This is a genomic window from Mycoplasma sp. Ms02 (genome assembly GCF_019720735.1).
GTDB lineage: Bacteria > Bacillota_I > Bacilli_A > Mycoplasmatales > Metamycoplasmataceae > Mycoplasmopsis.
In genome coordinates, this window is record NZ_CP081302.1 from 641,881 (window position 1) to 665,598 (window position 23,718).

A 23,718-nucleotide genomic window follows, 5' to 3' on the forward strand; every position below is an offset into this window, starting at 1 on the left:
ATATTTAAATTTCATTTAAATAGCTATAAATGATTATAATTTATTTATGAATCAAAACAATGCACCACTAAAACCAATTGAAGAAACAATCACAATTGAGTACAACGAAAGAAAAGTTACTGATTTAATGATGCAACAAAATAGGATTCTGTATCGTGATCCTCAAGGTCAACTTCCTGCTGTTGCTCACGCTGTCGTAAGAAAAGAAAAAACAATTAGAAAATTAAGCTTACTTTTTTCTGTAATCACCTTGTTTGCAGGGTTTTTGGGAATTTTAATATCTATATTAACTTCACCTACCTTTCCTGTAGGATGAGTGATTCTTTTTGGAATAATATTAATTTATTCTATTGTTTCATTGATCAAAAACTTTTTTGATTTAGCTTCTTGAAACAGAACAACAAAATCGATTCGTGATAGCTATTCAGAAGGAAATGATGCAGCTAGGTTAATGTTTCACAGGTTTTATAGACAATTAATCATGAAACACGTTAGAATGGCTTGAGGTTTATTGTTTATAGTAACGTTTTTTGGTGCTTTCTTATTGATTACTTGATTGCTTTATTATTCATTTGTTTTAAAAGAAAAACATACCTTTGAAATCAGACTTGATAGTTTAGATACATCATTAAACATCAATTTTGAGAAGATTTTAGGCGCCATTTACAACAACAATACAGGGTTGATGTTGATTTTGAGTGCCATAAGTCTGACTGGATTAATTCTAGGCTACATATTGCTTTTTGCATACGATAAAAAAAGAATGCTTGATTTTACTTCTTTACTTGGAGAGAAATCACACGAAATTTATGAGAGTGTGCAAAAATCCAAAGAAAAGAAAAATAAGTTCTACTTTAAGATTTATTTACTAACAGTTTTTGCCGTCTTCTTCTTACCATTATTATTAATACTACTTTTAGTTTGAAAGAAAATTGTCAGAAGAAAGTAGAGGCTTAAAAAACGAAAAAAACAAGACAAAAAGTCTTGTTTTTTTAGCTTTATTAATTTTATATATCTTGTTTAAGGTCTAAATGCCAAGCTAGCTTATTTATGATAACTATGTTTTGTATCTATTCTTAGAATAACGAAGTAATCTATCCGATAGTATCCGTGTAATCTAATTTTTTTTTTGTATTAAAACCGTAATGTTCTATTTGTTGTGATCCAGAATCTTCTACAGTGTTAACAGTATCGTTAGCATCTCTTTTTCTTTTATACAACTTATCGACGTCTGATATTGTTAAACCTTTATAAACTGTTTTCTTTAGAAATTCATGAAAATCTTTTAATCCTTGATTATCTAAACTTTTAAAATCATAGCCATTATCCAATTTATCCGAAATTAAGATTTTGAACTTTTTACGATCTTCTTCAAGTTTCGTATGTTCGTTTCACGGTTTAGTTGTTTCGTTGAGAAATTAACCATTAAACTCCTGAATATATTCTCCTGTAAAAAGTTTTTATATCTTCTTCATTTATTTCTACTTCTGATGATGCGTCCGAAGGTACATAGAACACTTTTTCAGCTTTTTCTCTAGCTGCTATTCATGGAAAATGGCTGTGCGTAAGGGCGGAAAGTTCATTTCCTGATCTATCGCCATATGTAATTCACACAGACTCTAAAACATCTAACACTTTTTCGTCAAAGTTCTTAACTTGCTTTTTATTTTTTGGAATGTCACGCCATCCATAAGAAATGTAATCTCTATAAAGTTCTGGTGAAACTGGTCCATGAACTCATGCTTGAAATTTTGTATCTTTTATTATCGAATAATCTAGAAGCGTCAAAGATCAAGCGTGAGCATAGTAGCAAAGTTTTTGAAGCTTTTTTTGTGTCATTGATTCCTTACTTAAAAACCATAATGCAATGTCTCTATATGAATATTTATTTTTCTTCATATTATTCCTTGTTTTATTTAGAACAAAATTTTATTAAATTAGGTACGGTTATTTCATTTATTTACAAATTATTCATAATTAGGATAGGAGCGCTTTAAAGTGACTATAATTTTATCGTTATTGGTATCTAATGGTTTATTTAATAGACTCTTTATTCTTTGGCTTTTGGGTATCGCTTTTATATATTTAGCTGAAATTATTGGATTGAAACTTGTAAAGCTATTTTGAAAATAGTTTTTTACCTTTATTAAGTCGTCTTTGATTTTGACTATTTTATCTATGCTGAGTCTCTCCTTTTTAGGTATGTGACTAGAAGCACCAGGAGTTTTGCAGGAGCACTTTTTATATTGATTTTAAGCTTAAGTAAGCTGTTTTCGATTTTGTAAAATCTCCCTACCTACAGTACTTTTGGGAACTCCCGTAAGTACTTCGATCTCTCTCAAAGTATATCCTAGGTTACTTAAATCTGAAGCAGAAAGCTTTTTGTCTTCATTTAATTTTGCGTGTAATATTTTTAAATATTCATACTCTTGTTCTGGGTTGCTGAATGCTAGTGATGTTTTGATCAAGTTGTTTAAGTCTCCAGGCATCGGTAGTTTTTTGATATTAGTTAAAATTTTCCTAAAAAGTCTGATATTTTTTCCAGCTTTTTTGAACTTGCTTAAATGAATCTCTAAAATCTTTTCTGATACTTCTATTAAATCTTCTTTTGTGTATTTGTCAAAATCAATAACGGCATCAAACCTTCTTACTAAAGCCTTGTCAAAATAATCATAAAGATTTGTTGTGGCGACAATTGTCACTTTTTCGTTTACAGAATCAAAGTTTTTAAGAACGGTGGTTGTGGCCCTTCCCATTTCTCTTAGGTCATTGCTATTAGTGCGATCGAGAGCTAAAGCATCGATTTCATCAAATAAAATCAAAACATTTTCTGGGTTAGGAATGCTGTTTATTTCCTCGAAAAGCTTGTTAATATTTTGACCCGTTTGTCCAAGTTTGCTATCTATTAAAGACTCAAAATTAACTATAAATAGCTTTTTTTGTAAAATTCTTGCGATTTGTTTTACTGTTTCGGTTTTCCCTGTTCCTGGAGTCCCTTTAAACAGAAATTTGTTTACTCCTGCATTATGGTTGACTGCATTTATTATTCCTTTTATTTCTTGGGCTGTTTCTTCTGGTAAAGGTAGACTTTTTCTTTCTCCATTTGGAATGACTTTTAAAAAGTTAAACTCTAGATCTGGCATATCCTGAGAAGTTAGTCCAGGCGCTCCTGAGAAAATGTAATAAATATAATTTGCTACTTCATCATTGCCTTGTTTATCAAAGTGCTCGGCAAACTTGTATGCTTGCTGTCTAAATCCTCTTTCATCCTCTTCGACGTGATATCTAATCAATTCCAATATATCTTTTATTTTCATATTTCTTTCCTTAAATCTTAATTGCATTATATAACTTTTGGGACGAAGTTTAAACTTTTGGGACAAAATTACTGTAAATAAAAAAACCAAAAGCAAATTTGCGTTTGGTTTTGCGTCTTATTTATCTTCAATAACTTCAATAAATAATTCTTTTAATTGTTCTTTTGAAACTACTGAAGGAGCTTCTGTGAAAACGTCTTGGTTTTTGGCGTTTTTAGGGAACGGGATCACGTCTCTAATAGTTTTTTCGTTTGTTAAAATCATTACTAAACGATCCATACCTAAACCGATTCCACATGTAGGTGGCATACCGTAATCCATTGCCTTCAAGAAGAACCCAAATTTATCTTCTTTTTCTTTATCTGTAATGCCGATTAAATCAAACATTTTGTTTTGGACGTCTCTGTCATAAATTCTTTCAGAACCTGATCCAAGTTCAAATCCGTTAAGAACTAAGTCGTAACTTTTTGCTCTAATTTCACTTCTTGGTAAAGTATCAATTTCTTCAAGAGTGTTGTCAAACTGTGTAAATGGGTGGTGTGCTGCTTGTCATGTATTTGTTTCTTCATCGTGTTCGAACATTGGTCAGTCAACGATTCATGAAAAATTATATTCATCACGGGCATAGTTAAACATAGCATTTAATTCTACACGAACAGCTCCAAGTGCTAGCGAAGCGTTTTCATATTTATTAGCAACGATTAAGTATGTACCTGTTTCATAGCCTTCTTGGATTAACTTTTGTCATTCACCATCTACTTTGTTTGCGAAATTGGAGTGGACTAATTGCTTGTTATCAACAACGAAGTAGAATAAAGCGTTTGCTTTATTTTTCTTAGCTATTTCCTCCAATAATTTGAATTCTTTTTTAGAAATTTGTTCCTTTATTACAAGCATTCTTTTGCTTTGTGCATCTTTGATAATTCTAAAATCTGTTGTGTTGCAGAAGTCGTTAACATCTTGAATTTTTAAATCGAATCTAAGGTCAGGTTTATCTGATCCATAGTCTCTCATTACATCATCAAACTTAAGTCTTTGGAAAGGTATTTGAATCTCATGACCAAGTTTTTTCATAAAATGTTGGAACATTTCTTCGATAACGCTTTGAAATTTTTCCATTGACATGAAACTTACTTCCATGTCAAGTTGTGTAAATTCAGGTTGTCTATCTTTTCTTGAATCTTCGTCTCTAAAACATCTTGCAAACTGGTAGTATTTTTCAAAACCTGAAGACATTAACAGTTGCTTAAATAGTTGTGGAGACTGAGGGAGTGCGAAGAAGTTTCCTTGCGATCTTGTAGGAACCAAAAAGTCTCTAGCACCTTCAGGTGTTGCTTTAGCAAGAATTGGGGTTTCGATTTCTAAAAAATCATGCTCTTGTAAATACTCTCTCATTCCTTGAAAAACCTTATTTTTGACAATGATATTGTTTTGCATTTTGGGTCTTCTTAGATCAAGAAAACGGTATTTCATCCTTAAATCCTCATTTACAAAAACATCATCTCTTAGAACAAAAGGTAATTCATCAGCTTGCGATAAAACTTTGTATGATTCGACAACAATTTCAATATCACCTGTTGCCATAGCAGGATTTTTATCTTTTCTCTCAGAAACTAATCCAGTAACTTCTAGAACACTTTCTTTTGAAAACTGAACTCCGTGGTCAAAAACCAATTGTGTAATACCGTAACGGTCTCTTAAATCAACAAAACTCTTGTCTCCAAATTTTCTTTTGTTATTCACTCAACCATAAAGTGTTACTTTTTGATTTACGTGTTCAATTCTAAGTTCGTTGTTGTTATATTTTTTAAACATATTTTCCTTCTTTATAAGTCTAAAATGAATTCTGATAGTGCGTCATCAAGAACTGATGCGTCAATGTCCGAAACGTATTTTGTAACGTTTGAGTTCATATCTTTAAGGACGATTTTGTTTTTTTCTTCGTCTAGGATTGCCAAAACGTCAAAATTTCTTTTTTGTGCTTTATTAATTATTTTTATGTATTTTGTTTTTTCGTAATCAACATACATTTGAATTTGAACTCCAGCCTCTAGCAAGCTTGGATTATAGATCGACATTGAAGCCGTTGATAGAACTGATTGTACTAATTCAGAGTCAGAATTGGATGCAATCATAACTTTAATAGCATTGCTTTGCAGTGCTTCAGGTAATTCGTTTGGATTTTGTTGAGCGATTGCTTCGATCAAACGATCAAGACCCATTCCAAAACCGACACATGAATTATCTGATCCACCAAGTTGTGAAATTAAGTTAGAATATCTACCACCACCAATAACTGTAATTCATTTTTGGTTTAGTTGAATTTCAAATTCAAAAACCACTTCATCATAATAATCTAAACCTCTTACTAAGTTTGGGTCGATTGTTAAGTTCAACTCTGAAAGTTGATCAGTAACTTTTTTGAAATACTCTTTTGATTCTTTAGATAAATAATCTTGAATTAAAGGTGCCTTTTTAACGAATTCAAGTTGCGAGTCTTTCTTGTCATCAAGGATTCTTAATACTCTTTTTTCTGAAAGCCTTTTTTGCGAAAGTTCACTTAGTTGATCTTTATATGGTAGTAAATAATCGTACAATGCTGTCTCATAGGCGTTTCTGGAATTATTATCACCAATCGAATTGATTCTTAACCGATATGGGACTTCAAGAATTTCCAAGATTTCAGCAGCAATCGAGATAACTTCTACATCATTAAGATAATTTTTATTATCAACAAGTTCAACACCTAATTGACTAAACTGTCTATACCTTCCACTTTGTGGTTGTTCGTATCTAAACATTGGTCCGTGATAGTAAAATTTACGTAAACCACTTTCAATAAGCCTATTTTCGATTAGAGCCCTAACAAATGGAGCCGTTCCTTCAGGTCTTAAAACTAAATCCCGATCAGCTTTATCTTTAAATTCATACATTTCTTTTTGAACAATTTCGCTACCTTCAACGCTACGCACAAAGAGTTCTTTGCTTTCAAGAATTGGCGTTTCAATTTTTTCGTAAAATTGAGCTTCCAAAATCTCTTCGATAAATTTTAAAAGACTCTTTTTTAGCTTCATTTCAGCACCAAAAATGTCTTTGGTGCCTTTAACTTTCTTATAAACAGGCATCAGCCCTCCTTTAATTTATATTATTATAAAACAATTAATTTAAATATCTAAAAATGCTCGCATTGAAAAGCAAAAATTTAGAAACCAAAGCAAATAAAAATATCATCCTCGGATGATATTAAATTATTAAGCTTCTAGCTTTTGTAGTCTTTCGTAACCTTTTGCATCAAAGTGTTTTACGATTGCATCTTCTGTTGCTTTTGAAGATAAGAAGTTTTTGATTGAGTCAACCTTGATTAATTCTTTAACTTTATCAACTTCTAGGTTGTGCATTTGAGCAATTTTTGCGTATTCTGCTTCGATCAACTCTTCTTTAGCTTTGGCTTTGAATTTGTTAAATAGTGCGTTTGAAATAAATTCGTTTTTGAATTCTAGTAATGCAGCATCTTGCATTTCTTTAAGTACATCTTCTTCTGTAGATTTTGTAATTCTTAAGTATTCAGCTCTCTTGATTCCTTGTTGTTTTAGAGATGAGTTAAATTTTTCGTTTAAGTTTTTAATGTATGGAGCAAGAATTGCTTGACTAATTTTTAGTTCATTTAGTTGTACTAATTCAGCTACAACACCGTTCATAAACTCTGATTTAGCTTCTGATAAAACTTGACCTTTAGCAATTTTTTCAAGTTCAACTTTTAAATCAGCAACTGTTTCAACGTTTAGACCACCTGCGAACATTTTGATGTTTTCGTCTGTTAGTTCAGGCATAACCATTCTTTGAACTGAGTTAACTAAAACTTCAAATGTAGCTTCTTGGTTTTGATATTCCCTTACGTAGTAGTTTTCAGGGAATTTAACAACAACATCACCTTTTCAACCTTTTTCTTTACCAACTAGTTGGTCTTCAAATGTGTCAATGAATTGTTTTGAACCTAATTTAAGCTCGTATCCTTCAGCTTCTCCACCTTCAAATGCTTCATTGTTGATAAATCCTTTGAAGTTAATGTCAACAATGTCGCCTAGTTTAGCTGGTTCTTCTACAACTTCTTTTGTTGCATATCTTGTAGCAGCTTCTTCTAGCATTCTTTCTACATATGCTTTAACATCTAAGTCTTTTTTCACTTTTTGTTTTACACCATCAAATTTGATTTTATCTTCTGAAGGTAAAACTGCAAAAACAAGTTCAACTGTTAAGTTTTCAACGTTTTTAGGAGCAATTTCTGGTTGTCCTCAAACTTGACCATAAGCTTTAGCTTCTTCTTGTGCAAGTTTAAGAGCTTCGTTATATTTTAAATTTACAAGCATTGATGTTGCGTCTAGGTAAACTTTAACTTTATCTAGGTATTTGTCAACAACGTGTTTTGGTAATTTTCCACCTTTTCTGAACCCAGGAACTTTTAGGTTTTTAACTGCTTTTGCTTCTGCTTTTTCGATTAATTCTTTTCTTTCTTTTTCGCTTGCCACGACTTCAACAGCCACAACAGCATTTTCTTCTAAGTATTTAGCTTTTAACATGTCTACTCCTCATTTGGTTATATATTTATATATTTTAAACTAATTATTAAAAAAATCGTCAAAAGCAAAAACGAAACTGCCAAAAACCAAGTTTTTAAGGTGAGATATCAGTTTGTTCAGAATCTCAAAAAAGTTAAAATTAAGGTGTTATATTTCAAATTATCAAGGGAGAAAATATGAAAAAGATACATTCTTTATTTTTAGGTACAGGAGTTTTACTTACTGGAGCTTTAGCTGCAGTTTCTTGCTCACAAACTCAGAAATCAGAAATAGATATTGTTTTCGAGAGCCTTGAAAAAGGATTTAATGAAAATATGAAAATGCGTGAAGAAGCTGGAGAGAATGAGTGAGTTTTACAAAGTGGTAAGAAAATGTGACAAGAAATAGTTAGAATGAAAAACGAATATCCTTCATTGACTAAAGCAGAACAAGATACGATTTTGAAATACTTTAAATCAGAAGATCAAGCAGTAAAAAGTGAAAACGAAAGATTCAGAAAAGATATGGAAAGAGAAAGAATGTCATAATTAAAAAAAACAGCAAACTGCTGTTTTTTTAATTATACGTCAATGTTCTTAACGAATTTGGCATTCTTTTCAATGAACTCACGACGTGGTTTGACTTGATCACCCATCAATGTTGAAAAGGCTCAATCGGCACGGTAAGCGTCTTCGATTTGAACTTGCAACATCTTTCTTGTTGCTGGATCCATTGTTGTTTCTCAAAGTTGGTCAGCATCCATTTCACCAAGCCCTTTATAACGTTGCACGTTAACTTTTTGGTTTGGGTTGAGTGTAGCCATGATTTCATCTTTTTGAGCATCATTATAAGCATAATGAATCGTTTTATTTTGTTGAATTTTGTAAAGAGGGGGTTGTGCGATGTAAACAAAACCATATTCAATTAGAGGTTTGAAGTAACGGTAGAAGAAAGTTAGTAATAATGTTCTGATGTGAGCACCATCGACGTCAGCGTCAGTCATGATTACAATTTTGTGGTATCTTAATTTGTTGATGTTGAAGTTGTCGCCTAAACCTGTTCCTAATGCAGTAACCAGCGACATAATTTCTTCGTTTTCAAAAACACGTTCCTGTCTTGCTTTTTCAACGTTTAGTACTTTACCACGCAGAGGTAAGATTGCTTGTGTATTACGATCACGCCCCATTTTGGCTGAACCACCAGCTGAATTACCCTCAACGATGTATAGTTCTGAAATTTCAGCATTTTTAGTTGAACAATCAGCAAGTTTTCCAGGCAGTCCTCCGTTGTCAAAAGCGCTTTTTCTTCTTGCGTTTTCTCTAGCTGCGTTTGAAGCTAAACGACCTTTACGAGCCAGTTGCGCTTTTTCAATAATCTTTTTAGCAAAATCGGGGTTTTCAGCAAGCTTACGTTCGAAAAACGCTGAAAAGACTCTATTTACAGCTGTTCTAGCGTCTTTTGAACCTAGTTTTCCTTTGGTTTGACCTTCGAATTGTGGGTTAGGGTGCTTGATTGAAACAATCGCTGTTAGTCCTTCTGTTAAGTCTTCACGAGAGAATTTTTCACTTTCTGATTTAATCAGGTTGTTTTCAACTGCATAGTTGTTGACTAATCTAATTAATGAATCATATAGTCCTGAAACGTGTGTTCCACCTTCGTGTGTTGAAATGTTGTTTGTATACGAAATAATTGTTGGACGGTATGAATCTGATAAATATTGAGCAGCGATTTCAACAAGCATTCTTGTTCCATCTTCTTTAGCTCCATCAGATGTGCTTGCTAAATATTCATTACAAATATAAATTACTTCATCTTCAATTGGGTTATAACCTTCTGTAAGCTCTTTAACATAGTCAATAATTCCGTTTTGAAATAAAAATTCTTCATAACTATCATCACGTTCGTCTTTAACAGAAACAAATAAACCTTTGTTCAAGTGAGCGATTTGTTTTGCATGATCAACAATTAAATCCTTGTCAAACTTATTTTTTTCCATCACGGTAAAGTCGGGGTGAAATTCAATTGTTGTTCCACTTTTGCCTTCAGGGGCTTGTGCGATTACTGTAGTGTGTTTTGTTACTTTACCACCATTTTCAAACTGTGCTTGGTAAACGTTCCCGTCACGAGTAACGGTCGCAATCATTAAATCACTAAGTGCATTAACGGCTGAAGAACCAACTCCGTGAAGACCTCCAGAATATGCATAAGAATCTTTGTTAAACTTACCACCTGCATTTGTTTGTGTTAAAACAACTTCCAAAGCACTCACACCAAATCTTGGGTGTGTATCAACAGGTATACCTCTACCATCATCTTTAACAATGATGTGTTCATCTTTAGTAATTGTAACTTCAATGTTATTACAAAAACCTGCCATATGTTCATCAACAGAGTTGTCGATGATTTCTCAAACCATGTGATGTAAACCAGCCTTAGCTGTAGTACCAATATACATCCCAGGTCTTAAACGGATATGTTCAAGACCTTCAAGGTGCTGTATGTTTGAAGCACTATAAGTTTCTTTTTGTTTATCACTCATAATTTCCCCTTATAAATACTATTTTTTATATAGTTTTTAAATTATATAAAATAAAACAAAAAAGCGTTATTTTTTTGCATTTCTAAACCGTTTTTTGTGTGTTTTTTTACGCCTTTCTTTAAGGTACTACACAACCGTAAATATCTGTAAAACAGCGTATATTTTTTTTAATAAAAAAGGGTCAATTTTACTTTTATGCCTTTGTTATAGGCTTAAAAATCAAAAAGACTGCCAAATCAAGATTATTTTAAAAAAATGTATAATAATAACGAGACCTAAATGTGGAATTAAAATATAGTATCGATAGTAATTTGCAAGCTATGTTTAAGTCTCGGAGAATTCTATTTTTAGAATCATGTAATATAAATGCCAATATATTGCAATATTAAAATAATAAACAAAGGAAAATTATGAAAAACAAAAAGTTAGTAATTTTATCCTCATCAATCGCTGGTATAGGACTTGCTGCTGGTGCACTTTCAGCAAGTTGTTCTACTGACGAATCACAAAACAACGCTGCTAAAAACAGCCAAGAGGATTCACAGAAAGTCTCAGCTAGAGACTTACAAGCTGTGGCTGCTTCAGTTTCAGTTAGTTTAGCTGAAGGAAAAGAACTTTCTAAAGAAGTTGTTGAAGCACAAAACAAAGAAGATTTCGTAGTTGAAGCTGCTCACGCAGACGCTGAACACTTTACTTTTTCAGTTAAGTCAGTAACAAAAAACGCCGACTCAACAGGTGTTGTAGTTGTTGTTACTGTAACAGCTAAAAACGATGACCAGTTAACAAAAGAAGTTTCTCAAACACTTGTTAACCAAGACCTTGTAGAAGCAAACGAAATAGCAAACATTGCAAATGAGTTAGAGTCATTAAACCCTGCAATTAACTATCCTTACAAAGAAAGAGTTTACTTACCATCAGAATCAGTAAACACTCTTAAATCAGAAGTTGAATTATCATGAAACAATGATGAAGCTGCTAAAAAAGCAACAATCGAACTAGTTTCAGTTTCAGTAAACTCTGAAGATGTTACAAAATTAAACGTAGAATACAGATTATATTCACGTAAAAACTCAGCTGTTGCTGTTACAAAAACTGCTGAAGTTTCAGGATTTAAATCAGCATTAGTACAATACGCTAACGAAGTATCTCGTTTAGAGTCACTAAACTTAGTTGTAGATTACAAAAACAAAGCTGAAGTTACAGTTGACCAAGCTAACAATGAAGGTGTGTTAGTTGAAGGTTTAGTTGATGCTACTGCTAAAGTAGTTGAAGTATTACCAAAACTAGCTGGTGAATCAGTTTCATTATCAGACAACACAGTTATGGTAAAAGTTGAGCTTACATCAACAACTGCACAAGATGCACCTGCTGTTGTTAGAGAATACACAGTAAGTGGATTTAAACAATTAAGTGAATCACAACACGCTACAAGAAGTAAACTTGAAGAAGTTGTACACCAATTAAAATTCAAACCTGTTTTAACAGAAGAAACAAAAACACCTTTATTAGCAATTAATAAATATAAAGCTACAAGCCAATATGCTGACATCTTTACAGTTGAAGGATTACCTGAAGGTGTTACATTTACAGTTGAAGGTGAACCAAGAACATTATCTACTCACCCAGAAACATTATTAGTTGTTTACACACTAACAAAAATGGATGAAGCTACAGAACAAGAAGCTCTAATCAGAACAAGAGTTGATGTTAGAGAATACAACAACACAGTTCCTGCTGCACCAAAACCTGCTGAAGAACCTGCAAAACCTGTTGAAGAAGAGAAAAAACCTGAACCAACAGATGCAGAAAAATTAGCAGCTAAAAAAGTGGCTGAATTAGACAGACTTAAAAAAGCAATGTCAAAAATGATTCTTTCACCAAGATTAGAATCAGCAGAAAACGACTATATCGTTGATAAAAGAATCGACAAAATTTCAAAACCTGAGCACATGTTACCAAGTGTTTATGTTGAAGAATACAACGCTGAAGCCGCTAAGAAAGAAAATCACTCAGAATTCTTAAAAACTTTAGCAGACTCAGTTTTAAGTCAAACTTGAGCACAAGACGCGAATAATGAAGATATAAAAATTGAAAGCATTACACTTTCACCTAAAAATGATGCAGGACTAGTTGTAGCAACTGTTAAATTATCTTCTCTAAAAGAAGGTCTAACAGATGTAAACCATACTGCAGAGTTAAACCTAAAAGACTTAACAGGATCTAAAGATGCAAAATTCTTAACTACTGAAAAAGCTGTTCAAATTCAAAAAGTTGTTAAAAACCAACTTGAAGAATATAAAGTTAACAAAGATGGTCTAAAATTTGAAGACAAGGATAAAGTTAACTTAGCTCCAGTAACAAATGTTTTAGCATTCGATAAAACATACGTAAATACAGACGGAAAAACAGAAGAAGAAGTTGCAAAATTAAGAGAAACAAAAGCTAAAGAATACCAACAAAACATCAAACTAATCAAGGAAGTTAGTGGGTTCGTTAAAACAGATCTTCAAGGTGAAGATAATGTTCAACCTGTAACAGGTGCAGAACTTAAAGAATTAATCAAAGCTGCTAAAGTTGAAGGTTACGAAATTGAAGAAGGTGTTGATGTTTCATTAATGCTAGAAGTTAAAAACACAGCTATTAACAGCGTTACAAGTGAAGATGGTACAGGAGCTGTTCAAACAGGACGTGTTCAAGTTTACTACGTTGTTAACGCATTCATTCCTGGTGTTGGTGAAACACAATTAGAAAGCGATAAAGAATCAACAGATCACGTTGAAGGATTCCTTTCAGATCAAGAAGAAAAAAGATACAGACTTCTATGAGAAAGAACAGCAAACAGATATCTTTCAACAAGAAGTCAAAACGCTGAAAATGTTGCATACTTCGTAACAAAAGCTGGAAAAGAAGAGAACGCAAGACAAACATTAACAACGTTAGATGTTGTTTCTGAATTTGAAAAAGACCCTTCAACACTAGAAAGATTCAAATATACAGGTGATACAAAATTTGATGGTAAATACAACTATGTGTTTGCTGACAAAATGATTGACCTTGTAGATGGTGCAGAAGTAGAGAAAGATATTTTCAACGATAAAACAGGACAAGAAAAAGATCTTTTACAACCTAAATACCAAAACTTAGCAATTAAACTAAAAGTTACAAACGTTTCTAGAGTTGAAGAGCTTCCTGAAGCAACAGAAGGTAGAGTTCGTGTTCAATTCACATTAGTTAACCCTTACCACAAAGATTGACAAATTATTGTTTCTAGAGATGGTGAAATTAAACCTCTTGAAAACCAATACATCATCAGAGGGTTCAAAGCTGTTAAAGTTAAGGAACAAGAAGTTGTTGATGCACTTGTAAAATTATTAAACAAATACAAAGACAGTGAAGACAAGATTGTTGCTGTAGCAGACTACCCTAATAAAAATAATGTAGCTGTTGACAAAGCAGTTTCAGCTGATAAAGCTCAACCTGAAAACAAATCTAAATTTACACTTTCATACAAAGATGGTTTAGATTTAAATGCATTCCTTGATAAGAATGAAAAAGATACACCAGATGCTGAAACATTCAAAGTTCTTTACGACATTAACTTAGCAAACTACCCAGTTAAAGAAGTCGGAGAAGCACTAGTAAGTGACGATGCTAAAGGTATTGCCTCTGTTAAATTTGTTATTGAATCAAAAATTGCAAAAGATAACAATGTAAAAGCAGAAGGTACGACAGAAGCGTACAGCGTTAAAGGATTCAAGTTAACAGACGCTAAAGAGAAAGAAAGATTAAATTCTCTAAAAACTCAATTCCAATACAAAGGATACGTTTCTACTTCTCAATACAATAATCAAGAATTAGAAGCAGCTAAAACTGCAACTGAAAGCTCGCAAAATGATATCAAGAGATCATTAGAAGCACTAAGACAAATTAACATTGAAGATGCTGCTAAAGATCTTGCAAACTACGGTGAAGTTGCTGGATACTCAACAGAAGGTGCAATTGTTAGAGTCCTATCTGTAGAATTAGTAAATGCAGAAGACATCAACAACAGAGATGTTAAAGTTAAATTTGAACTAGAATCTACAAGAAACCAAGGCGTTAAATCAGATGCAATGACATATGTATTTGGTGGATTCAGAAATAAAGCTGAAAAAGCAAAACAAGATAAAATTGACGCATTAAACAAAGCTGTAAAAACACTTGAGTACTCATACAAAGGCGGGGATGTAGAAGCTGCAAAAGTAACAGCAGAATCAGTATCAAAAGCTGAGGATAAAAAAGAAAAATTTGAACAATCAGATGCAACTAAAAAAGCTCTTGAAGCGCTAAAAGCTACTGCAGAAATCGTAGATGTTAAACTACCAGTTGATTCTGAAGGAAAAGAATTAAAAGGAAACGAAGCAATCGAAAACGACAAAGTTGTTTTAGTTGTTAAACTTAAAGATAACGAAGACCAAACTCTTGTTTCAGAAAACCACGAAGTTGTTGTTGCAGGATTTAAATCTCTTCTAAAAGCTGAGCAAGAAAGAATCGCTGAAGCTGCAAAAGTATTAACAGCAGCAATTAAAGAACTTGAAGACGCTGATAAAGGTAAACTACTTTCAGACGTTGCTTTCTCAGCAAAAGTTCTAAAAACATCAGATGGTGTGGTTAGAAAATCTGCTTCAAACCAAAACGACGCATCAGCACCACTTGTATTCGAAGTTGAATTATCTGAACTGCAAAAAGTTGTTAAAGAAAACTTAACATTATCAGATCTAGAAACTCAAGAAGTGGAATTAGTAGCTTACAAAAAAGCAGTACTTAACAACACAGAAGGTAAAGTTACTGTTCAATACGAATTAAAATCTACTAAAGAAGAATTCAAAAATGTTGAATCTGCAAAAGCAGAAGGATCATCAGAAATTTCAGGATTCTTAACACAACCAGTTTACGATGAAACAAACTACCCAGCTGAACTAAAACGTCTAAATGACTTAGCTGCTAAAACACAAAAAGAATCATTTGAAAAAACAGATGCAAATTCTAAACTAGCAGTTGTTTATGATGGGTCACTAAACTACTTTGGTATTCCATACACAGCTAAAGACTTTGTTGGAGTTGCTAAAGACGCAATTGAAAATCAAGAGTTATCAAAACTATGATCTTCACTAAAAATCAAACAAGTTGAAGCTGGAACAGAATTAACTGACGTTGCTGCTGAAGCTACTGTTCAAGTTCTAGCAGTTAACCAAGGTGTTAAAGATACAGATATCTATGTAACATTTAGATTAGTATCAACAAAAGAAGGTCTAAAGAAATACGATGGAACAAAATTCACAGGTGTTACTTCAGACGTTTACCAATCTAAAGCAGTTCTATTAGGTCTAACAACACAAGCTCAAAAAGACTTAGCTCTAGAATTAATGAGAGAGCAAGATAGAGACCAACTATACAGAACAAAAGACAAAAACTGAGGATCAACAATCGGTGCTGACTATGTTAAAGAAGTTAACTACTCAGGAATCGAAGCTTACAACTCATCATTCCAACCAGTTGTAAATGAAGACTATAAACCTCTATTAGATACTTTAGTTGGAGCAGAAAACAAAGCTCTTAAAGCTGAAGACTTTGAATTCTTAAACGACAAAGGTGAAGTTGTTGAACTTAAAGATGTAACAGCTGCTGAAGTTGCTGGAATCAGATTCAAAGAAGATGCTACGTCAAACGTTCTAGCTTCAGGTAGAAAAGCTAAAGTTGTTTACTCAAAAGTACAAGATCTTGCTAAAGATGTATACAACAACGTTAACTCAAGCCTTGTTTGAGTAAAAGTTAAATTAGGTGTTGAAGGTGAAACATTAGAATCTCCAGCATTCCTTCTAAAATTCGATGGTGCAAAAACACCTCAACAAAAAGCAAAAGAAGATCGTCAAGCATTACTTGACAAAATGAATGCTCTTGCAGATGTTGAGCTTATTGCTAAATACTCAAACCTAAGAATTGAAAAACCAGAAGAATTCGTTCTTGAACAACACGGTACACAAGAAAACTTACCTTCAAAAGTTAAGTTACACTTAGGTAAATCTCAACAAGCTACAAACGTTAAAAATCAACCATGAGACACAGATGCTGTTAAAGTTGCTGTTAACTCAACAGTTGATCTAACAAAAGAAACAATGACAGTAGTTTCTAAAGACACTGTTCAAGGTTCAAAAGATGGTGTTCACCTATTGGGCGCTAAATTATCATCAGACAGAAATGTAAGTGTTGTAATCACAAACATTGAAGTTGTTGGAACATCTTCATTATTAGTAGACTACAAAGTTACATTATTAGATGAAGAAGGTAAAGCAACAGAAGTTTCTGCAACTTCAAGAACATTACTTGAAAATGTAAGAAAAGAAGCTGACTTACCTAAAGAAAAACAAGTTCTAGAAGACATTCAATTCGGTTCAACAGAATTTACATCTTCATACTTACAAGAAAAAACAGCTGCAGCGCTTGTTGCAAAAGTTAAAGAAGTTCTAACTAACCTTAAATCAGACAACGCTGAAGTTAAAGCTGCAGCTCAAGCTGAATTAAACGAGTTAGTAAAACCTGTAACTCAATTACAAGACCAAAAAGTTGTAGTTTCAGCTGTTGAAGAATCAAATACAAACCACAGTTCAGTGATCGTAACTTACAAAGTTCAATCTACATTAGAAGGGTACTTAGGAACAGATAAATTTGAATCTAAAGAAAAATACGCTTCAATCTTCAAATTTAAATATGAAGAATCTAAAATGAGCGATGTAACAAACGAAAAAGCTCCTGCTGCTCCTGCTGCTCAACCTGCAACACCAGCACCAGCTGCTACAGAACAACCAGCTGCTCCTGCTACTCAACCAGCTGCAGAACCTGCACAAGCAAATGAATCTACAGATTCACAAGCTACATCTCAGGCACAACCTGAAGCAACAACTACTACTCCTTCTTCAACAGAAGATGGTGCTAGTGGTTCAACAGCACCAGTTGCTACAGAATAAGCTTAATAATTAACTAATTAATAGCCCAGTATTAATTACTAATTACCAAGTTTAAATTACAAAAAACCAGAGACCCAGCTCTGGTTTTTGTTTTACTTGTATGGAAAAACATTTCCACAAGATAAAATAGGTTTTAAAAAGTGTAAAATAAAAAATGAGTGAAAGCTTATTTTTTTATTAAGCTTAAGGAGGATTATGAATCCTGAAAAAGAAAAACAAAAAAACAATATTTTAACTCAGGTTTATGATAAAGACGAAGATCTTAATAAATGTGATGATGTTGTTAAGAAAAACACAATATATCACAGAACTAAAATGTCAAACGTCGGACTTAAATTAAGCAAACTTTATGCACCAATGCAAATGTACAAGCTTATCTTAATTACAGTTGCAGTAGCGATATTTTTTGGTGTAATTAGTGTATTCTTTGTTAAAAACGTTGGTATTTATAACTTTGGTCTTGCTGCGTTTGGACAAGCAGCTGCAAGATTAATTGTAGTAAAACTTCCAGAATCAATTCAAGCAGGAGCAAGAAACTTAATCGAGCAGTTTATATTCTGAATTGCCTACATTATCTTAAGTATTCCGATTTTTATTTTTGGGTACAAAAAGATTGGTAAGGTTTTTACACACTTAACAGTTATTTTCCTTGTTGTATCCTCATTTATTTCTTTTGGTATTGGTCAAATACCAAACGCAAACAATGTTTACATTATCGGGCACTTTGCGAACGATGAAGTTAAGGAGTTGTTACCAGATCACCTTAAAGGTCTAAGTAGCTTAATACCTCTTTCATGAAAAGATGGAGGAAACATCGCTGCTTTAATGATTTATTCAGTCTGCTATGGATACATGCTTGCTTGAATTTTTGCAATTATTGGTATTATCGGTGGAACTGCTGGTGTGACAGGAGTTATCGGTGAATGATATGCAAATACAAAACAAAAATCATTCGGAAGTATTTCTGGATACATGAATATTGTAATTGTCTTTATTTGTGTTTTCATTGGTTCTTATTTACCAGGTTCACTGCTACTAACAGAAGCTAAAGAACACGCTCAAGCTAAAGAATTAGTTTTGACAGCCGAACAAAAACAAATTTTAAATCTGGCATGATCACCCGAACTTTATTTATCACCTAACTTTATTGCAACGTTCTTAACAAATGTTGTTTACATCATTGCTTTAAACAAACTTTATCCAAAATTCAAATTGGTTAGAATTGAAATTTTCTCAAACAAAACAATCGAATTACAAGATATTCTGACACACGATAAAAAAATTGTGACAGGACTTACAATGTTTAAAGCTAAGGGTGGATTTGAAGGCAAAGAAATGCATGTTCTAACATCAATTACATTATTTAGACAAGTGCCTAGAATCATGAAAAAGATTCGAAAAATTGATCAAACAGCCTTTGTTGCAGTTTCTGACGTTTCAAGTGTTGATGGATACGTATACATTCCAGAAACCAAGTTCTAATTAAAAATCTAGCGAAGGCTAGATTTTTTCTTCTTCTACTATTTGATCAGAATATAGATCTTCTAAAAGCGAAATAGAAGCTCTCATCATCTCATAATCAGACGCATTCGAACCCACTACACTTATTTCCTTGACCTTAGTGTTGTTAGTTAACCTTTTCGAAAGAAAGGCACTCGATCCTTCGACAGCAATCTTTAAGTTTTCATCTTCGTTCTTTTGTTTTGACTCGATTATCTCTCAAACGGATTTAGTTTCAATCATCTCAATAATTCTTGATACCTCTTGCCTTGAAATATTTTCGCTCAAGATAATATTACCTTTTCCATAAATCTTATTTTCAAGCTTTGTTTCAAAGTTGAAAATATTCTTAATAAAACTCTGAAGAATATCCTCATAATTATGCACGGCATCTGCCAATATCGGCTTAAGAGCTTGTGCTTTTTGTGGCAGGGTAGATAATGGTGAATTGATCAACCTTTCCTTAAAGAGTCTGATAGCAATTCTTAAATCCTCTAAGTTTATATTTTTATCAAACTCCAAATACTTAGAAAAGACCTCGCCAGTAGAAATCACTAAAACAACTGTCGCACTGTTTTGATCAATTGGTACAATCTGTATCGCTTTTAGTAAAGCATCTGATTTATCTACTCCTGTAACTATTGTTAAACCTGTAATATTAGATATTAACTCAGCAGCTTCCTGAATTGTATTATCGATATCATTACTTCTTTTTCTAAACAACCTCATTAATTCTTTTTTAGCTTGTCCATAGCTGTTTAAGCTCAAATATTGTGCATAATAATCGTATCCTAAATTAGTAGGTATCCTTCCTGAAGAAGAATATCCCATCTCCAAATAGCCATTGTCAACTAAATACTTAAGCAAATACCTGACTTTTGCACTCGACATATCAAGGTTATACTTCTTAGTCAACAATGATGAAGAAACTGGCTGTCCTGTTTCAATATAAGCCTTAACCGTATACTTTAAAATAACTTCATATTTTGCATCTAATTTGTTCATGCCTTAATTATAACACTCTAAAAAAGTATTTTTAATACCACTAAGTGGTATTATTAAATAATGTATAAACTTTTTAAAATAAGAATTGATTTTCTAAATAAAATCAGAGAAAAAGAGAAGACTTACGAAATAAGGCTAAACCACGAAAATCGCAAAAACTTAAAAGAAGGCATGATCATCAGATTAGAAAATGATGCCAATCAAGATGATTTCGAACTTGCTAAAATCACATCAATAGAAAAGTTCACAAATTTTGAAGAGCTTTTTGAAGTAATACCCTTTCAAAAAGCAGGTTTTTCAAGCAAATCAGAAGCTATATCAACCATGTACACTTTTTATGACAAAGCAGACGTATCTAAAAATGGTGTTGTTGCATTTGGAGTTGAACTTTTTGAGCTTCATTACGAAGATATTGATGCATTCGTTTTTGACATGGATGGAACTTTATTAAAAGGTCATTCAGAAATGAATCCAAGTAATTCCAAAGTTATGCAAACTTTAATTGATGATGGTAAAAAAGTAGGAGTTGCTACTGGTAGAGCGTTCTTCACATTTGACAAATACCTTGAAGAAATTCCTATTAACTTACCACTAATTACTTCAAATGGTGGTCACATTCATGATTACAAAAAAGATCAAGCAGTTCACTTTGAAGGAATGAACCTTGATGCTGCAAAAGAGATTTTTGCTACGCTTGTCAAATCAGAAGTTGATTTTCTAGTCTACACCACTTCGGGTGTTCACGGTGTAGATCGTCAAAAAACCGACTTTTTTAAAACTCGTGACTACAACCAAACTCTTGGTAAAAACTATTCGACAGGTTTAGAATTTGATTTTGAGAAATACCCAATCATTACAAAATTCCTTGTTATTCACAACAATGATGAAGAATATATGCTTGAAGAAGTGCAAAAGGTGATGTCAAAATATGATGATGTTTATGGTCTTTTTTCACTGCGTAATTTTTATGACATCATGTCAATTAATACATCTAAAGGTAACGCCTTAAAATTTCTATCAGAGCATTACGATTTCGATTTAAGCAGAACAATGACATTTGGAGATGCTGACAATGATGCAAGCAACTTCATGATGTCTGCTTATTCAGGATTCATGAAAAACGGATTTCCTGAAGTTAGAAACTACGCTAACTTAATGATGGGTTCAAATGATGAAAACTGACTGGAAACTTTTGTTAATTGACTTAAAAGGTAATAAAATTAAAATATAAAACTTTAAATGCTCAAACAATAATAACACTGCAAAAAAGTAAAATACAGAATATGAGCATTAGAAAAAGGAAAATATGGAAAACAACTTACCATTTATGTGCGACTGTCAAACCAAAAGCCCTAAAAGTAGAGCAACACTTTCGATTATATCGTTCCTTTTAGGCGGGTTCGGTGTAAACTATTTTTATGTAGGAAGAAACCTTGTTGGTGGAATAAAACTAGGATTATTCATTTTAGTTTCAATTTTAGGATATATTCTACAATTTAAAATTGCTTCATTAATTCTGGACTACTCGCCAGAAAATGAATTAAACTTTATTCAAATTATGGCAGGATTCGGGGTTTGATTTTATATAATGATTTTACTTGTGGTTGTACATACTATTTGAAACTTGGTTGACATAATAATGGCTATTTGTGGAGTGGTAAAAGATAAAGATGGAAAAAAAGTCTCTTCTTGAGATGGGCAAAAGTTTGCTTTTTGTATGCATTCATATCCAGCACCAAATCATCCATACCAACAACTACAACAGCCAAATAATACACAGCAAGAATAATCAAACAATAAGCTTCGAAAAACGTTCGAAGCTTTTTTATAGTGTTAAAAGCGAAATTAAAGGAAAAATATCGAATAACATTCATGATGTTCAATGTTCCAAAAAAATAAGACATTATCCAGTATAAGATTTCATTTGAACTTTTATTCAGGTATAAAGAGGAATGCTAAATTTTGTTTTGTTAGCAACTATGTATGTTTGTTTAGGTTTAAATCGTTTTCGCCTATGTAAAAACAGGATAAATATATTCAGCTGATACAACTTATTATTGGGCTTTTCTCGATTGCAGTTTGAATCACAGTAAATTTAGTATGATCGCCAAAAAAACTTAAATAATTATTACTTGCATGGTAAACTCAATGAACTTCTATGCACTGTTTGATACAGTAAGTCGTAATTTCTGCAGTCCCTAATTTATTATTTTTATTTGGAATTTTATTAACTTTTGTGTTGCTCTATCTGAGATACTCAAAGAATCGGAGGGGCTAGTGGCGAGTAAACGTGTTCATATTATTGCCTCCAAAAGTAAATAAAAAGTTATGAAAACTTACTTTAAACAAAACAATCAAAGAGATTTTTGTAAGTTTAAAACCCTATTAACATTTTGACTTTTTTCGGTATAATTAAAATTATTTTGATTAATCAACAATAAGGAGAATTATGCCAAGAGAAGGTTATACATTACAATGTACAGAATGTAAAATGGAAAACTATATTTCTAAGAAAAACAAAAAAACTCACCCTGAAAAAGTTGAGCTAAAAAAATACTGTGCAAAATGCAACGCATCAACAAATCACAAAGAGAAAAAATAGTTTTGCTTTAAAAACACAATTTTCATTGTGTTTTTCTTATGTTTTAATTACTCAAAAGGAGAAAAAATGAATCGTAAAAGATTAGATGAACTTTTTGCTTCGTTAAACGTTGAAGCAATTATTTCAGAAGCACCACAAACAAGATTATGATATGCAGGCGTTAAAACAACTGATGGTTTAATTGTTATTGAAAAAGATAAAGCAACCTTATTTGTTGACGGAAGATATATCGAATACGCTCAAAACAACGCTAAAAATGTTGAAGTAGTTCTAAACTCAGGAAACTCTGTTGCTCAATGATTTGCAAACAGAGCTCTAAAATCAATCGCCCTTGAAAGCAACTACTTAGTTAAAGATTGAGAAAACAGAATCATGAAACTAACTGCAGCACAGGAAGTTAAGTGATTCGATGGTCAAGAATTAAGAATTGTAAAAGACGAACAAGAAATTGCTAAACTACAAAAAGCAATTGACATTTCATTAAAATCATATGACCAATTAATGGAATGAATCAAACCAGGAATGACAGAAAAAGAGGTCGCAGCTTACCTAAACTATTTATTAAAAGTTAACGGATGTCAAAAAGAAGGATTCACTGAAATCATTGCTTCAGGTGCATCTTCTGCTGAGCCTCACCATTCACCAACAGATAAACTTATCGAAGCTAACTCATTACTAAAAGTCGACTTTGGTGGTGAATACGACGGATATACAGCTGATATTACAAGAACAACAATCCTTGGTGGAAAAGAAAATGCTAAAGATCCTAAAATGGTTGAAATTCTAGAAATCGTTGAAGAAGCAGCAAGATTGGGACGTGAAGCTGTTAAACCAGGAGTTTCAGGTGCTGACATCGACAAAATCTGTCGTGATTATATTGAATCCAAAGGTTATGGTGATTATTTTGTGCACTCAACGGGACACGGTTTAGGGGTAGATGTTCATGAATTACCAAGCGTTTCAAGAGCTTCAGTAAAACCTCTTGAACCAGGAATGGTGATTACAGTGGAGCCAGGAATTTATATCGAAAGACTTGGTGGAGCAAGAATTGAAGACGATGTTTTAGTCACAGAAAACGGTCATATCGTATTATCTAGAAAATAAGAAAATGCCCTAAAAAAAGCCAATTTATGGCTTTTTTTCTGTTTTTAAATTCTCTATAAAGTGATAAAATTAAAATACAAAATTAAAGAGA

At 32.6% G+C, this 23,718-nt stretch carries 16 protein-coding genes; 8 read left to right on the forward strand and 8 right to left on the reverse strand.

What is annotated here, in order from left to right:
* Positions 1-46 precede the first annotated feature (46 nt).
* Positions 47-949, forward strand: a complete 903-nt coding sequence (locus K4L35_RS02490) for an MSC_0882 family membrane protein (protein WP_221617363.1) — start codon at positions 47-49, stop codon at positions 947-949.
* Between the two features lie 145 nt (positions 950-1,094).
* Here the strand turns inward: K4L35_RS02490 and K4L35_RS02495 are convergent, their stop codons facing one another.
* The 6 genes from K4L35_RS02495 to tig all read right to left on the reverse strand — a co-directional run bounded on the left by K4L35_RS02495 (position 1,095) and on the right by tig (position 7,894).
* A complete protein-coding gene (locus K4L35_RS02495; RefSeq protein ID WP_221617364.1) occupies positions 1,095-1,331 on the reverse strand; it encodes an MAG6450 family protein in 237 nt (78 codons plus the stop codon).
* 94 nt (positions 1,332-1,425) lie between these two features.
* Entirely contained in the window at positions 1,426-1,899 is a 474-nt protein-coding gene (locus K4L35_RS02500) for a Panacea domain-containing protein (protein WP_221617365.1), read from the reverse strand.
* Between the two features lie 359 nt (positions 1,900-2,258).
* A complete protein-coding gene (locus tag K4L35_RS02505; protein ID WP_221617366.1) occupies positions 2,259-3,317 on the reverse strand; it encodes an ATP-binding protein in 1,059 nt (352 codons plus the stop codon).
* Positions 3,318-3,434: 117 nt separating this feature from the next.
* Complete coding sequence (gene aspS, locus K4L35_RS02510) at positions 3,435-5,132, reverse strand: aspartate--tRNA ligase (protein ID WP_221617367.1); 1,698 nt, start codon at positions 5,130-5,132, stop codon at positions 3,435-3,437.
* A gap of 11 nt (positions 5,133-5,143) precedes the next feature.
* On the reverse strand, positions 5,144-6,442 hold the full coding sequence (gene hisS, locus K4L35_RS02515; RefSeq protein WP_221617368.1) for a histidine--tRNA ligase: 1,299 nt from the start codon (positions 6,440-6,442) through the stop codon (positions 5,144-5,146).
* A gap of 126 nt (positions 6,443-6,568) precedes the next feature.
* Positions 6,569-7,894 (reverse strand): trigger factor, encoded by a 1,326-nt coding sequence (gene tig / locus K4L35_RS02520; RefSeq protein WP_221617369.1) that lies wholly within the window; start codon positions 7,892-7,894, stop codon positions 6,569-6,571.
* 176 nt (positions 7,895-8,070) lie between these two features.
* Between tig and K4L35_RS02525 the strand changes: the two genes are divergently transcribed.
* A complete protein-coding gene (locus tag K4L35_RS02525) occupies positions 8,071-8,421 on the forward strand; it encodes a hypothetical protein (protein WP_221617370.1) in 351 nt (116 codons plus the stop codon).
* A gap of 32 nt (positions 8,422-8,453) precedes the next feature.
* Here the strand turns inward: K4L35_RS02525 and K4L35_RS02530 are convergent, their stop codons facing one another.
* Positions 8,454-10,412: a DNA topoisomerase subunit B gene (locus K4L35_RS02530; RefSeq protein ID WP_221617371.1), complete on the reverse strand. Its 1,959-nt coding sequence runs from the start codon at positions 10,410-10,412 to the stop codon at positions 8,454-8,456.
* Positions 10,413-10,822: 410 nt separating this feature from the next.
* On the opposite strand from K4L35_RS02530, the gene K4L35_RS02535 reads away from it, so the two are divergent.
* A complete protein-coding gene (locus K4L35_RS02535) occupies positions 10,823-17,416 on the forward strand; it encodes a hypothetical protein (protein WP_221617372.1) in 6,594 nt (2,197 codons plus the stop codon).
* Between the two features lie 195 nt (positions 17,417-17,611).
* The gene (locus K4L35_RS02540; RefSeq protein WP_221617373.1) at positions 17,612-18,898 is read left to right on the forward strand and encodes a DUF2179 domain-containing protein; all 1,287 of its coding nucleotides are present in this window, start codon (positions 17,612-17,614) and stop codon (positions 18,896-18,898) included.
* Positions 18,899-18,916: 18 nt separating this feature from the next.
* On the opposite strand, the gene hrcA is transcribed toward K4L35_RS02540, so the two are convergent.
* A complete protein-coding gene (hrcA, locus tag K4L35_RS02545) occupies positions 18,917-19,921 on the reverse strand; it encodes a heat-inducible transcriptional repressor HrcA (protein ID WP_221617374.1) in 1,005 nt (334 codons plus the stop codon).
* A 60-nt stretch (positions 19,922-19,981) separates the two neighbouring features.
* On the opposite strand from hrcA, the gene K4L35_RS02550 reads away from it, so the two are divergent.
* From K4L35_RS02550 to K4L35_RS02565, 4 genes are all read left to right on the forward strand, one after another.
* Positions 19,982-21,136, forward strand: a complete 1,155-nt coding sequence (locus K4L35_RS02550) for a Cof-type HAD-IIB family hydrolase (protein WP_221617375.1) — start codon at positions 19,982-19,984, stop codon at positions 21,134-21,136.
* A gap of 91 nt (positions 21,137-21,227) precedes the next feature.
* Positions 21,228-21,710 (forward strand): TM2 domain-containing protein, encoded by a 483-nt coding sequence (locus tag K4L35_RS02555; RefSeq protein ID WP_221617376.1) that lies wholly within the window; start codon positions 21,228-21,230, stop codon positions 21,708-21,710.
* A 660-nt stretch (positions 21,711-22,370) separates the two neighbouring features.
* The gene (rpmG, locus tag K4L35_RS02560) at positions 22,371-22,523 is read left to right on the forward strand and encodes a 50S ribosomal protein L33 (RefSeq protein WP_221617377.1); all 153 of its coding nucleotides are present in this window, start codon (positions 22,371-22,373) and stop codon (positions 22,521-22,523) included.
* Positions 22,524-22,589: 66 nt separating this feature from the next.
* Positions 22,590-23,627: a M24 family metallopeptidase gene (locus K4L35_RS02565; protein WP_221617378.1), complete on the forward strand. Its 1,038-nt coding sequence runs from the start codon at positions 22,590-22,592 to the stop codon at positions 23,625-23,627.
* Positions 23,628-23,718: the final 91 nt, after the last annotated feature.